Annotated in this window: 11 protein-coding genes; 6 read left to right on the top strand and 5 right to left on the bottom strand. The window is 44.1% G+C overall.

What is annotated here, in order from left to right:
- Positions 1-306, bottom strand: a complete 306-nt coding sequence (locus AC6R00_RS22890) for a hypothetical protein (RefSeq protein ID WP_500642070.1) — start codon at positions 304-306, stop codon at positions 1-3.
- A gap of 185 nt (positions 307-491) precedes the next feature.
- Positions 492-3,122, bottom strand: a complete 2,631-nt coding sequence (gyrA, locus tag AC6R00_RS22885) for a DNA topoisomerase (ATP-hydrolyzing) subunit A (protein WP_500642069.1) — start codon at positions 3,120-3,122, stop codon at positions 492-494.
- Between the two features lie 285 nt (positions 3,123-3,407).
- On the opposite strand from gyrA, the gene ubiG reads away from it, so the two are divergent.
- From ubiG to yfaE, 4 genes are all read left to right on the top strand, one after another.
- Complete coding sequence (gene ubiG, locus AC6R00_RS22880; RefSeq protein ID WP_500642068.1) at positions 3,408-4,115, top strand: bifunctional 2-polyprenyl-6-hydroxyphenol methylase/3-demethylubiquinol 3-O-methyltransferase UbiG; 708 nt, start codon at positions 3,408-3,410, stop codon at positions 4,113-4,115.
- Positions 4,116-4,583: 468 nt separating this feature from the next.
- Positions 4,584-6,866 (top strand): class 1a ribonucleoside-diphosphate reductase subunit alpha, encoded by a 2,283-nt coding sequence (nrdA, locus tag AC6R00_RS22875; protein ID WP_500642067.1) that lies wholly within the window; start codon positions 4,584-4,586, stop codon positions 6,864-6,866.
- 85 nt (positions 6,867-6,951) lie between these two features.
- Complete coding sequence (gene nrdB / locus AC6R00_RS22870) at positions 6,952-8,085, top strand: class Ia ribonucleoside-diphosphate reductase subunit beta (RefSeq protein WP_500642066.1); 1,134 nt, start codon at positions 6,952-6,954, stop codon at positions 8,083-8,085.
- Positions 8,085-8,363: a class I ribonucleotide reductase maintenance protein YfaE gene (gene yfaE, locus AC6R00_RS22865; RefSeq protein ID WP_500642065.1), complete on the top strand. Its 279-nt coding sequence runs from the start codon at positions 8,085-8,087 to the stop codon at positions 8,361-8,363. The genes nrdB and yfaE overlap by 1 nt, the downstream gene beginning before the upstream one ends.
- A 42-nt stretch (positions 8,364-8,405) precedes the next feature.
- Here yfaE and AC6R00_RS22860 read toward each other — a convergent pair whose 3' ends face one another.
- Positions 8,406-8,657, bottom strand: coding sequence for a hypothetical protein (locus AC6R00_RS22860; RefSeq protein WP_500642064.1), 252 nt, complete (start codon positions 8,655-8,657; stop codon positions 8,406-8,408).
- A 244-nt stretch (positions 8,658-8,901) separates the two neighbouring features.
- Positions 8,902-10,143, bottom strand: coding sequence for a CinA family nicotinamide mononucleotide deamidase-related protein (locus AC6R00_RS22855; protein ID WP_500642063.1), 1,242 nt, complete (start codon positions 10,141-10,143; stop codon positions 8,902-8,904).
- 177 nt (positions 10,144-10,320) lie between these two features.
- Between AC6R00_RS22855 and AC6R00_RS22850 the strand changes: the two genes are divergently transcribed.
- Entirely contained in the window at positions 10,321-11,217 is an 897-nt protein-coding gene (locus tag AC6R00_RS22850) for a DUF3943 domain-containing protein (protein WP_500642062.1), read from the top strand.
- Positions 11,218-11,434: 217 nt separating this feature from the next.
- Positions 11,435-11,947 (top strand): glycine cleavage system transcriptional repressor, encoded by a 513-nt coding sequence (locus AC6R00_RS22845; protein WP_500642061.1) that lies wholly within the window; start codon positions 11,435-11,437, stop codon positions 11,945-11,947.
- 50 nt (positions 11,948-11,997) lie between these two features.
- Here AC6R00_RS22845 and nspC read toward each other — a convergent pair whose 3' ends face one another.
- On the bottom strand, positions 11,998-13,137 hold the full coding sequence (nspC, locus tag AC6R00_RS22840; RefSeq protein ID WP_500642060.1) for a carboxynorspermidine decarboxylase: 1,140 nt from the start codon (positions 13,135-13,137) through the stop codon (positions 11,998-12,000).
- Positions 13,138-13,145: the final 8 nt, after the last annotated feature.

Here is a 13,145-nt window from a genome sequence, read left to right as displayed (position 1 = left end):
TCAGAGAGTCGTCACGTCGGCAGCTTTGTTACTCACCTTTTGAGGCTCTTCTCGTATCTGGGGATTATCTCTGTAGTACTTATCGATCAATTCTTTTCCATATATCACTTCAGTTTGCATATGAAACGCCAGCATTGTTGTAGCAATAAGTGCAGAGATAATATTAAACCATTTGGTCACTTTCTTTCGGCGGACTGGAGAATAGATAGCAATGTTCACTGCCACCAGTGCAAACGGATATATCAGTATTATTGCGATTAAAACAGCGAGATAGTTGGAAATCGCCATAGGCGTGTCGTAACCCATAAACACCTCCGATTTAGGTTTCAATACAATCTAACCTTGAAACATGTCTTAAGTCTCGGACTGCTATTGGCTCTGAGCGCTTTGATGCTCAGCACTTGAAGTCACTCGAAGAAATGAAAGTAGTGAATGATTAGCACAAAAATGCCAGACACTAGGTCTGGCATTTTGATGTTCAATTAACTGAATTACTCTTCAGCATCATCGCTTGCTGCTGGCGTCTCGTTAGAGTCAGTAGTTTCTTGTGCTACCTCACCATCAACGCCTTCTTCACCTTCGACGAGTTCCGCTTCTTCTACTTCATCGATACGTTGTAGACCCACAACGTTTTCATCTTCAGCAGTACGGATTAGTGTAACACCTTGCGTATTACGACCTACTTGGCTTACTTCAGCAACACGTGTACGAACTAGAGTACCAGCGTCGGTGATCATCATCATCTCGTCGCCTTCTTCTACTTGTACTGCGCCAACTACAGGGCCATTTCGCTCAGAAACTTTGATCGATACAACACCTTGTGTCGCACGGCCTTTGGTTGGGTATTCTGCAAGTTCAGTACGCTTACCGTAACCATTTTGCGTCACTGTTAGGATGTCACCTTCATTTGAAGGAACAATCAGCGAAACAACTTGATCATCATCAGCAAGCTTCATACCGCGAACACCTGCTGCGGTACGGCCCATTGCACGTACTTTATCTTCTGCAAAGCGAACGACTTTACCCGCTTTCGAGAACAGCATGATATCGCTTTCGCCGTTTGTGATATCAACACCGATTAGAGAGTCTTCATCACGTAGGTTTACAGCAATTAGACCGTTCGCACGAACATTTGCAAACTGATCTAGAGATGTCTTCTTAACGGTACCGTCACCTGTTGCCATGAAGATGAATTTCTCTGGTGAGAATTCATCAACAGGTAGAATCGCAGTGATACGCTCACCTTCTTCTAGTGGAAGAATGTTAACAATTGGCTTACCGCGAGCGGTACGACTTGCTTGAGGTAGTTGGTAAACTTTCAGACGGTAAGTCTTACCACGAGTAGAGAAACATAAGATGTTGTCGTGGGTATTCGCCACTAGAAGACGTTCAATATAGTCTTCATCTTTCATCTTAGTTGCACTCTTACCTTTACCACCACGACGCTGAGCTTCGTAGTCGCTTAGGATTTGGTACTTAACGTAACCTTCGTGAGATAGCGTAACAACAACATCTTCACGAGCAATCAGCTCTTCCATGTCGATATCGTGGCTTGCCGCTGTAATCTCAGTACGACGTGCATCACCGAAGCCATCACGTACTGCTTCGAGTTCTTCACGAATCACTTCCATCAAACGCTCAGTGCTTGCAAGAATGTGCATTAGCTCAGCGATCTCATCTAGAAGTGCTTTGTACTCATCTAGAATCTTCTCGTGCTCTAAACCCGTTAGGCGGTGTAGGCGAAGCTCTAGAATAGCTTGTGCTTGAGTTTCAGTCAGGAAGTACTGACCGTCACGGATGCCGTATTGATCTTCTAACCACTCTGGACGTGCAGCATCAGTACCGGCACGTTCAAGCATTGAAGCAACGTTACCAAGATCCCAACCACGCGAAACCAAGCCCACTTTTGCATCAGCTGGTGTTGGTGCGTTCTTGATCAGTTCTATAACTTCATCAATGTTTGCTAGTGCAAGAGAGAGTGCTTCAAGGATATGTGCACGCTCACGCGCTTTACGCAATTCGAAGATAGTACGGCGAGTCACCACTTCACGGCGGTGATCAACAAAGCACTTCAACATATCTTTCAAGTTGAATAGCTGTGGTTGACCATTATTCAGTGCCACCATGTTGATGCCGAATGTGGTTTGAAGCTGAGTTTGTGCGTAAAGGTTGTTTAGAACCACTTCGCCAACTGCATCACGCTTACATTCGATAACAATACGCATACCGTCTTTGTCAGACTCATCGCGTAGCGCACTGATACCTTCAACTTTCTTATCTTTAACTAGCTCAGCGATCTTTTCGATCAAGCGTGCTTTGTTAACCTGATAAGGAATTTCGGTAACAATAATGGTTTCTTTACCATTCTTGTCTGTTTCGATATCCGCTTTCGAGCGCATGTAAATCTTACCGCGGCCCGTCTTATAAGCATCGACGATACCTTTACGGCCACTGATTAGCGCTGCTGTTGGGAAGTCTGGACCAGGAATGTAGTCCATTAGCTCATCAATAGTGATCGCTTCATTATTGATGTACGCAAGACAACCATCAATTACCTCTGTCAGGTTGTGCGGAGGAATGTTGGTTGCCATACCTACTGCGATACCAGAAGCACCGTTTACCAATAGGTTAGGAATTTTTGTAGGTAGAACAGCAGGGATCTGCTCAGTGCCATCGTAGTTAGGCACGTAGTCTACTGTTTCTTTATCTAGGTCAGCCAAAAGTTCGTGGGCAATTTTTGCCATGCGAACTTCGGTGTAACGCATTGCTGCCGCTGAGTCACCATCGATCGAACCGAAGTTACCTTGACCGTCGACCAGCATGTAACGAAGTGAGAACGGCTGAGCCATACGTACGATTGTATCGTACACAGCGCTATCACCGTGTGGGTGATATTTACCGATTACGTCGCCAACAACACGGGCAGATTTTTTATATGGTTTATTCCAATCATTACCTAGTACATTCATCGCGAACAAAACGCGGCGGTGTACAGGCTTTAGGCCATCACGCACATCTGGAAGAGCACGACCCACGATTACTGACATCGCGTAGTCTAGGTATGAACCTCGAAGCTCATCTTCAATGTTTACGGGCGTGATCTCTTTCGCTAGATCGCTCATAGAGCCATTATCCCTCTATTTATAGATCGTATGTACAATACGCTTAAGGTGCAAAAATATAACATACATTTCAGTGGTTCGGCATTACTTTCCCTCTCCTTTTATCAGGTTGTGAGCTTGGTTGTGAATCAAACGCCGAGAATTTGCACACTCATCTGATATCTTGCTGATAAATGGTTATATTTTATCCACCCGTAGAGAAAAGTGATCCCGTCTATGGAGTGTATGTGGTTAACAGGTATAATGCCTGTCATTCAAGGAAGCGGTTAAATTAGTAGAGTTGTTATGACCCAATCACAAAACGTCGATCCAAACGAAATTAAGAAGTTTGAGGATATGGCCTCACGCTGGTGGGATTTAGAAGGTGAATTTAAGCCTTTGCATCAGATCAATCCTTTGCGCCTCAACTATGTTTTGGACAATTGTGATGGCTTGTTTGGCAAAGAAGTTTTAGACGTCGGCTGTGGCGGCGGAATTTTAGCAGAAAGCATGGCCAAAGAAGGCGCGATTGTCACCGGTCTTGATATGGGTAAAGAGCCATTAGAAGTGGCGAGACTGCACGCTCTAGAAACGGGCACTAAGCTCACCTACATCCAGAGTACAATTGAAGATCATGCGACTGAAAATCAAAGTAAGTATGACGTTGTGACCTGTATGGAAATGCTTGAGCACGTCCCGGACCCACAATCAGTGATTCGTTCATGTGCCGCTTTGGTGAAACCTGGTGGTCACGTATTCTTTTCAACACTTAACCGCAACCTTAAATCTTATCTGTTCGCGATTGTCGGCGCAGAAAAGCTGTTGAAGATTGTCCCTGAAGGCACTCATGATCATGATAAGTTCATCCGCCCTGCTGAGATGATTAAAATGATTGATCAAACTGACTTAACCGAAACCGGGATTACTGGCCTGCACTACAACCCTCTGACAGACACCTACAAGCTAGGTCAAAATGTTGATGTAAATTACATCGTTCATACTCAGAAATTTTAACATTTGTCACATACTAGATGTAGTGGTCAAGATTAAGGCGATAGCACATGCTCATCGCCTTTTTTAGTGCCAATTGAAGCAATTTTTGTCGGTTTGATTCCAAAATAATCAAAGCAAAAATCGAAGACAACTTTGACCAAAGATCAAGGAATTTTTTTTTGTTTGTGGTTACTTCTAAACCGATCTAAAAACGGTAATTAATTACAATCTTACCCGCTCTAACTTCATCGGTTAGTAGTCACTTACTGTTTTTTTTAATTTTGTTAGTTATCCACAAGTCATCCAAGATCTGTAACTTGAAAAGCCATGGGGATAGCACTATCTTGTAACTCGCACCTTGGTGCACCCCTATATGTTGTGTTTGTACTACAATATATAGATAGACTTTGATCACAAAGCCGGAACGATTTTTACAAGAATTACACAAAAATACGGCTTTTATCAGTTTTGTTAGGGAAATGAAGCAGAATGAACCAACAACTTACCGTTACTAAGCGTGACGGACGCAAAGAAAGTATTGATCTCGAAAAGATCCATCGCGTTATCACCTGGGCTGCCGAAGGTCTAGACAACGTCTCTGTATCTCAAGTAGAACTACGCGCTCACATTCAGTTCTATGACGGTATCACTACATCTGATATCCATGAAACCATCATCAAGTCTGCAGCAGATTTGATTTCTGAAGAGACGCCTGATTACCAATATCTAGCGGCACGTTTGGCTGTATTCCATCTACGTAAAAAAGCGTATGACCAGTATGAGCCACCAACGCTATACGATCACGTCGCTCGCCTTGTGGATATGGGTAAATACGACCAGCACATTCTGGAAGACTACACCAAAGCAGAACTTGATGAGCTAGATGCCTACATCGATCACAAGCGCGATCTCGATTTTTCTTATGCAGCCGTAAAACAGCTTGAAGGTAAGTACTTTGTTCAAAACCGTGTATCCGGTGAAATCTACGAAAGTGCGCAGTTCCTTTACATCCTAGTTTCTGCTTGTCTATTCGCGAAATACCCGAAAGAGACACGTCTTGATTACATCAAGCGCTTCTACGATGCGACATCGACATTCAAAATTTCTCTACCTACGCCGATCATGTCTGGCGTACGTACCCCTACTCGTCAGTTCAGCTCATGTGTACTTATCGAGTGTGGCGATAGCCTAGATTCAATCAATGCGACAGCAAGCTCTATTGTTCGTTACGTTTCTCAACGTGCTGGTATTGGTATCAACGCTGGCCGTATCCGTGCTCTAGGTTCAGAGATCCGTGGTGGTGAAGCATTCCACACGGGTTGTATCCCTTTCTACAAATACTTCCAAACAGCGGTTAAATGTTGTTCTCAAGGTGGTGTTCGTGGCGGTGCAGCGACTGTGTTCTACCCACTATGGCATGGTGAATCTCAAGCACTGATGGTTCTTAAGAACAATCGTGGTGTTGAAGAGAACCGTGTTCGTCACATGGACTACGGTGTACAGCTAAACCGCTTGATGTATCAACGTCTAGTTGAAGGTGGCAACATTACTTTGTTCTCACCATCAGATGTGCCAGGCCTGTACGATGCGTTCTTCGAGAACCAAGACGAGTTCGAACGTCTATACGTTCAGTACGAAAACGATCCATCAATCAAGAAAGAAACCGTTAAAGCTATCGAGATGTTCTCTATCTTGATGCAAGAGCGTGCTTCTACTGGTCGCATCTACATTCAGAACGTTGACCACTGTAATACGCACAGCCCGTTCGACTCAGAAGTTGCACCTGTTCGTCAATCTAACCTATGTTTGGAAATCGCGCTGCCAACTAAGCCGCTAACAAACGTTGAAGATGACTCTGGTGAGATTGCTCTGTGTACTCTATCTGCATTCAACCTTGGTGCGATTAAGTCTCTTGATGACTTTGAAGAGCTGTCAGATCTTGTTGTTCGTGCACTAGACGCACTACTGGATTACCAAGACTACCCGCTACCAGCTGCGTACAAGTCAACGATGAACCGCCGTACTCTAGGTGTTGGTGTGATCAACTACGCTTACTACTTAGCGAAGAACGGTGTGAAGTACTCAGATGGCAGCGCAAATGGTCTAACACACCGTACATTCGAAGCGATGCAGTACTACTTGCTGAAAGCTTCAGTCGCGCTTGCGAAAGAGCAAGGTAAGTGTCCTTTATTCGAAGAAACAAACTACGCTAAAGGCCTGATGCCAATCGACACTTACAAAAAAGATGTCGACCTAATTTGTGACGAGAAACTGCACTACGATTGGGATGGTCTACGTGAAGAAATCATGACGCACGGCCTGCGTAACTCTACCCTAACCGCGCTAATGCCTTCTGAGACATCTTCTCAGATCTCTAACGCGACAAACGGTATTGAGCCACCACGTGGTTACGTTTCAGTGAAGGCGTCTAAAGACGGTATCCTGAAGCAAGTAGTGCCAGATTTCCTTGAGTACAAAGACAACTACGAACTGCTATGGAACATCGGTTCAAACGATGGTTACCTGCACCTAGTGGGTATCATGCAGAAGTTTGTCGACCAAGCGATTTCAGCAAATACTAACTACGACCCAACGCGTTTTGAAAGTGGCAAAGTGCCAATGAAGAAACTGCTTCAAGATCTGCTAACTGCGTATAAGTTTGGTGTGAAGACACTTTACTACCACAACACACGTGATGGCGCGAGCGACGATCAGAAAGACGCAGTACAACCACAAGATGACGATTGTGCAGGCGGCGGTTGTAAGATTTAAACCATAATCCTGACTAAAGGGTTATCAAGGCTTAACAAATTATTCGCCCCTCAGACATGAGGGGCTTAAAAGGAATTGAGGCACCATGGCTTACAGTACTTTTAACAGAAAAAAAAATGACCAGCTAAAAGAACCAATGTTCTTAGGTCAATCAGTAAACGTTGCTCGTTACGACCAGCAGAAGTTTGAAATCTTCGAAAAGCTCATCGAGAAGCAATTGTCTTTCTTCTGGCGTCCTGAAGAAGTGGACGTTTCAAGCGATCGTATCGACTACAACAAGCTGCCAGAGCATGAAAAGCATATCTTCATCTCAAACCTTAAGTACCAAACACTGCTCGATTCTATCCAAGGTCGCAGTCCAAACGTTGCCCTGCTGCCGTTGGTATCGCTACCAGAAGTAGAAACTTGGATTGAAACTTGGTCTTTCTCAGAGACAATTCACTCACGCTCTTACACGCACATCATCCGTAACATCGTGAATGATCCGGGTCTAGTGTTTGACGACATCGTAGAAAATGAGCACATCCTTAAGCGTGCAGAAGACATTTCTCGCTACTACGACGATCTGATTCAAATGACCAATGATTACCATCGTTACGGTGAAGGTACTCATAACATCAACGGCGAAGAAGTGAAGATTACCCTTCACGACCTGAAGAAGAAGCTCTACGTTTGTTTGATGTCAGTTAACGCACTAGAAGCGATTCGTTTCTACGTGAGTTTTGCGTGTTCATTTGCTTTTGCTGAGCGTGAGCTAATGGAAGGTAACGCTAAAATCATCAAGCTTATCGCTCGTGATGAGGCGCTGCACCTAACGGGTACACAGCACATGATTAACCTGCTACGTAACGGCCAAGACGATTTCTCATTCATGCAAATCGCGGAAGAGTGTAAGCAAGAGTGTTTTGAGCTGTTTAAAGACGCTGCTGAGCAAGAAAAAGAGTGGGCAGAATACCTATTCAAAGATGGGTCAATGATCGGTCTGAACAAAGACATTCTTTGCCAGTACGTTGAATACATTACGAACATTCGTATGCAAGCTGTTGGCCTAGACGCCGCTTACCCTGAAGCAACTTCTAACCCAATTCCTTGGATTAATGCATGGTTGTCTTCAGATAACGTGCAGGTTGCGCCTCAGGAAGCAGAAATTTCATCTTACCTGGTTGGTCAGATCGACAGCGACGTACGTGCAGACGACTTCAAGGATTTCGAACTGTAATGCCTAATATCAAAATCAACGCTATTACATCGGTTCAGTCTCACCCTTCTAATACCATTCTCGAAACTATGGAGAATGCAGGGTTAGAGCCTGAATATAACTGTAGAGATGGGCACTGTGGCGCTTGCCGCTGCAAACTGGTCTCAGGTGAAGTTGAATACGTTGGTTTTGCAATGGCGTACACACAAGAAAAAGAAATTTTGCCGTGTATTTGTAAAGCGAAGACAGACATTGAAATTGAAGGTGTCAATTACTCGCTTAAAGAAAAACGCGCATAAGTATGCACAAATAGAAAACGGCCAGCAAAACGCTGGCCGTTTTTACATCTGAACACGTACTCCGGATAGGAATTCATCGGCGGTCAGCACAGAAACAGGCTTATCTGCGATCTCCCTTCCATCATCATCAAATAACGAAAGTCGATACCCTAAACGTTCACCACTTGGTTTGTCTTCTGGCGCTTGCAACCACAAAGAGATAACATCTTGATGCTTTCCATTAAGTGCTTCACCTAGAAAGACTTTTTGGCTCGCCACTTGATACCAAACAAGGATCTTGGACTGATTAAACATGCTAACCTCCCTGAGCAATTAGAATCCTGAATTGTCATTTTAAAGGTTATTTTGCCGAATGCACGTTGCAAATCTAAGACAATTTCCACTTCTATTGAAAATCATCCAGTTAAACGATATTCGAATTTGGCATATAAAAATAATATGAGCGTGAATGAGTAATAAGAAATAGGATCATCCACTTATTACAGAACACTAGACTGAGCCAATTTGACAAAATTGACTCACTATCCTAGTTGAATAATTATGCTTCTATTGCGCTTCGTGGCACAAACATTTCTTTGTTCCTGCTCAGTGAACTGTACTGGACAAACATAGGTTTCGTGTTGAGGTAGCGTCGCAACATATCCGCTGCAACGGTTGTGATCACCAGAGTACGTTCTTCACGCGTATAATTGCGATTGAAGGTTAACGTCTGTCCCCACTCTCCTTCCGGTGCGGCCAAGGCGACTGAAAACGTCTTCTCTGTTACCTTACCCGTTACAATGGCGATGTCCGTAGCACATTTATCTTTCGTTGCTCCAGCAAGGGCAAAAGCAGCTGCGAGTTGGTCGTCACTCTCATCACCAACATTAACGCGCTCACCCAACACCCATCCATGACCACAATATTGGGCTGCCACCTCTTTAGACTGTAACCAGTGTGATAACGAACCATAAGTCGATTGCTCCGCCGTCGCGATAGATTGTTTTCGCTCTTGGATTAGGTAGGCAACATGGTCCTGCATAGATTCATCAACACTCACCACATTGCTTTCAATCAAATTGAAGATAATCTGCAGCAGTTTCACTCGGTTATCTAAATCATTCTTAGGGCCAAACAACTTCACTTCGATGTAAGGCAGGTATGAACGATAACCTAGTGTGTAGCCATCAGGAAGTTGTACCTTGTCGAGCTTATCTGACAAAGCCGACTCCGAAGTACCAAAGGTATAAAGCTTACTGCATTCCTGCCCTAACACATCACGATGCGTGGTCTTCATATCGGGTAGAATCTGTTGCTCTACCATCAGCTTAAATTCGCTCGGTACACCCGGTGTGAAGTAGAAATCACAGTCATTAAAGCGAACTTTAAAGCCACAAGCAGTTCCAATTGGGTTATCAAGTAGAACCGAATCTTTTGGCAACATGGCTTGTTTACGGTTACTTTCTGGCATAGCTAACCCACGAGAGGTAAAAAACTTCTCTAGCCTTGCTAACCATTCTGGATACAGAACAAGCTCAGTCTCTGAAGCGACAGCCACCGCCTCAGCGCTCAAGTCGTCACTTGTTGGGCCTAACCCACCGTTAACAACGACGACGTCACAGTTAAAACTTAGCATCATCAGCTCTTCGACAAGAGCTGACATCTCGTCACCAACTGTTGAGCGCTTAGTTACGCTAAAGCCTTGTTCGAAAAACCTTTGAGATAACCACGCTGCATTCGTATCGACGATGTCTCCGTGGAGGACTTCTTCCCCAGTGCTCAGCATTGCGATTTTCAACATTATTTTATCCTTAGTGGGAAAACGTCACATATTTTATGAGTTTAACTGATATTTATTATGGCATTAGGCCAAAAAACAACTAAGTTTCTTATTTAGGACAATTTCAGATTCCCAATACGCCAACTTTGTTGGATACTTGTGACCCTGATCATTAAAATAATAACGATGGAGTGCTCAGTGTTGAAAAAAAGCATCACCGCTTTAGTTTTGTCAGCTTCTGCCCAGGCCAGTGCCAATGTATATGATTCTAATCAACATATTGAGTTTTCATACACTGTAGATCAAGCTGAATCCGACACGTTTTTCTATCATTCTTATCAATATCAATCGTCAGACCCGTTTTCACTCAGTTTGACAGAAAATGACCTAAAACTCGAAGGCCCGGCGTTACCTAAATATCTCACGGTTTCCGATGGCAAAGATTGGGATTACTTGATGGGGCAAACCTACACGATTCTAGGACTGAGTGTTGCCACGGTCGGCTTGATGACGCTTCTACCAGAATCAATCACAAAATGGGATGAAGAAGATCGTGACCTTAGCGGTCTAGGTTCTAAATGGAAGGACAATGTCACTTCGGGCCCTACATGGGATCGCGATGAACACTTCCTAAACTATGTCATGCATCCTTATTTTGGTGGCGTGTACTACACAGCGGCGCGACACGCAGGCTTTAATGAGTTTGAGTCTTTCTTGTACTCCGCAACAATGTCGACTTTCTTCTGGGAATACGGTGTTGAAGCCTTCGCAGAAGTACCTTCTTGGCAAGACATCTTTATTACCCCATTCTTTGGTGCAGTGGTTGGTGAGATGATGTTTGAAGCAGAGCAAAACATTGTCGCATCCGGTGGCGAAGTCTTAGGTTCTGAAACCGTAGGTGATGTATCTCTGTTCTTCCTCAATCCCGTCGGTCATATCCACGGCTGGGTAAGCGGAGCTTGGGGTGGCAGCGCAGAATTCCAATACAGCAGTAAGCCTTGGTTCGGCAACCAAGATGCCGCTAAATTCGCTATGGATGCAGGAGCAAGTTACGATAACGTTTTCTATGGTGTAGAAATGAAAGTGAGCTTCTAAACCACATCAAATCTTGCTGAAAAAGCGATGTTGTTCATCGCTTTTTTTGTGCTCGCGGTTAAAGATTCGTAGTAGAGACAAGGATTTAGGTTTAAAACTTGACGCAGGTCAAACCTAACCTACCTTTCCATTCTAAACTGAAGTTAGGCATCAGAACTCTTTCAACCTCAATAAGCATTGAAAGCCACATGCCTTACTCAGCGTTTGGAGGCCCAATATGAACAGCACATTTATTGTTAACTTCGTTGGCAAAGCTACCCCTGCAACAATCAAGCAACTTGCCGCTATCACCCACGAAAACGGAGGCAAGTGGCTCATCAGTAAAGTCAATTTTATTGAAGACCAAGTTGCAGCGGTGATTAAAGTTGAACTTCCAAGCGTCAATGAACAACTCGTGAAAGACGCCTTTGCCTCCCATCCCGATTTACTAGTACAGGTTACAGATTCCGATCAACTGGCACACGATGTTGATACTATCTACCAACTCAGACTTGATTCCAATGATCGGGCGGGTATCGTCAATGAGATTACTCACGTACTCGATGGACAAGGTATCAATATTCTTGATATGGATTGCCAGAGAGTCTTCATCGCTGGTGGAGGTGGAGTGAGCTCGAGCTTATTTACGGCAAACTTGTCGATAAGATTGCCTAAGCAGATCAATATCAACGACGTGGCTAATGAACTTGAGTCTTTAAGTGAAGACACAAGGGTCATGGTGGAAAACTAAACCTTGAGTCAAATGAAAAAGAGAGCGACGAATCGCTCTCTTTTTATTTGCTATTTCACAGACCATTGTGACAGTGAGCGCTTGAAGTCAGAATAATCAAACTCATTCAATTTCTGAACCTCTCCCGAGCTTCTCTCACAATAGACTGAAGGCATACGTAATCCGTTGAACCAGTTAAGCTTAACCATAGTATAACCTGCACTATCCATGATATGCAGTCGCTGACCGATTTCTAGCGGCTTGTCAAAGTTGGCCACACAGAATTGATCCCCGGCAAGGCATGAGCAAGAGCCGATCACATATTCATGTTCGCCGCTATCTGATGCTTCTAGAATAGATGCCGGCTCATCATAGATTAACGTATCTAAGCGATGAGCCTCCGTTGCTGAATCTACAATCGCTGTCTTCTTTACGTTCTCAACAATATCAACCACAGTCACAACAAGATCTGTGGTTTTGGTAATAATAGCTTCGCCCGGCTCAAGGTACATTTGTACCGCGTGTTTTTCTGAAAATGCCTTTAGCGCCAAGCCCAGCTTCTCTATATCGTAACCCGGCCACGTAAAGAACACGCCGCCGCCCATGCTTACCCAATCAAGCTTGTTTAAGTAGTCACCAAACTGCTCAGAGATCGAGTCAAGTAAACCAATGAACGCATCAACATCTTTGTTTTCGCAGTTCATATGGAACATCACACCATCAATGTTCTCAAACACTTCAGGGTCAATATGATCCGCTTGTACTCCAAGGCGAGAAAATTGGCGCGCCGGATTCGCTAGATCTTGACCCGCATAGCTAACTCCTGGATTTAAACGTAAACCAATTGACGCTTTGTCTTCAACGATATGGCGGTAGGCCGCGAGCTGAGACTGTGAGTTAAAGATCATCTTGTCACAAATGTCAGCCACTTCACGTACGTCATCTTCGCTGTAACCAACACTGTATGCGTGCGTTTCTCCGCCAAACGTTTCGTGGCCAAGCTTTACTTCAAAAGGACCAGAGCTTGTAGTGCCATCTAAGTAAGGCTTAATAATGTCAAACACGCCCCACGTAGAGAAACATTTGAGTGCTAACACCAGTTTCACACCAGAGATTTCTTTCAGCTGTTTTGCTTTCTCTAGATTATCAATCAACTTATCTTCGTTGATCATAAAGTAAGGGGTTTTGAGTTGTTCTTTATTCGATGTCATCTATATGT

This window comes from Vibrio sp. R10-SF1-ISO8 (assembly GCF_059833805.1).
The sequence above is the reverse complement of the archived record's forward strand: the minus strand, read 5'-3'. Positions and strand labels throughout refer to the sequence as shown.

Coding starts and splice junctions, on each gene's coding strand:
- AC6R00_RS22845 (WP_500642061.1), top strand. CDS start 11,435: ATGAACAGCACATTTATTGTTAACTTCGTTGGCAAAGCTACCCCTGCA.
- AC6R00_RS22860 (WP_500642064.1), bottom strand. CDS start 8,657: ATGTTTAATCAGTCCAAGATCCTTGTTTGGTATCAAGTGGCGAGCCAA.
- yfaE (WP_500642065.1), top strand. CDS start 8,085: ATGCCTAATATCAAAATCAACGCTATTACATCGGTTCAGTCTCACCCT.
- AC6R00_RS22890 (WP_500642070.1), bottom strand. CDS start 306: ATGGGTTACGACACGCCTATGGCGATTTCCAACTATCTCGCTGTTTTA.
- nrdB (WP_500642066.1), top strand. CDS start 6,952: ATGGCTTACAGTACTTTTAACAGAAAAAAAAATGACCAGCTAAAAGAA.
- gyrA (WP_500642069.1), bottom strand. CDS start 3,122: ATGAGCGATCTAGCGAAAGAGATCACGCCCGTAAACATTGAAGATGAG.
- AC6R00_RS22855 (WP_500642063.1), bottom strand. CDS start 10,143: ATGTTGAAAATCGCAATGCTGAGCACTGGGGAAGAAGTCCTCCACGGA.
- ubiG (WP_500642068.1), top strand. CDS start 3,408: ATGACCCAATCACAAAACGTCGATCCAAACGAAATTAAGAAGTTTGAG.
- nspC (WP_500642060.1), bottom strand. CDS start 13,137: ATGACATCGAATAAAGAACAACTCAAAACCCCTTACTTTATGATCAAC.
- nrdA (WP_500642067.1), top strand. CDS start 4,584: ATGAACCAACAACTTACCGTTACTAAGCGTGACGGACGCAAAGAAAGT.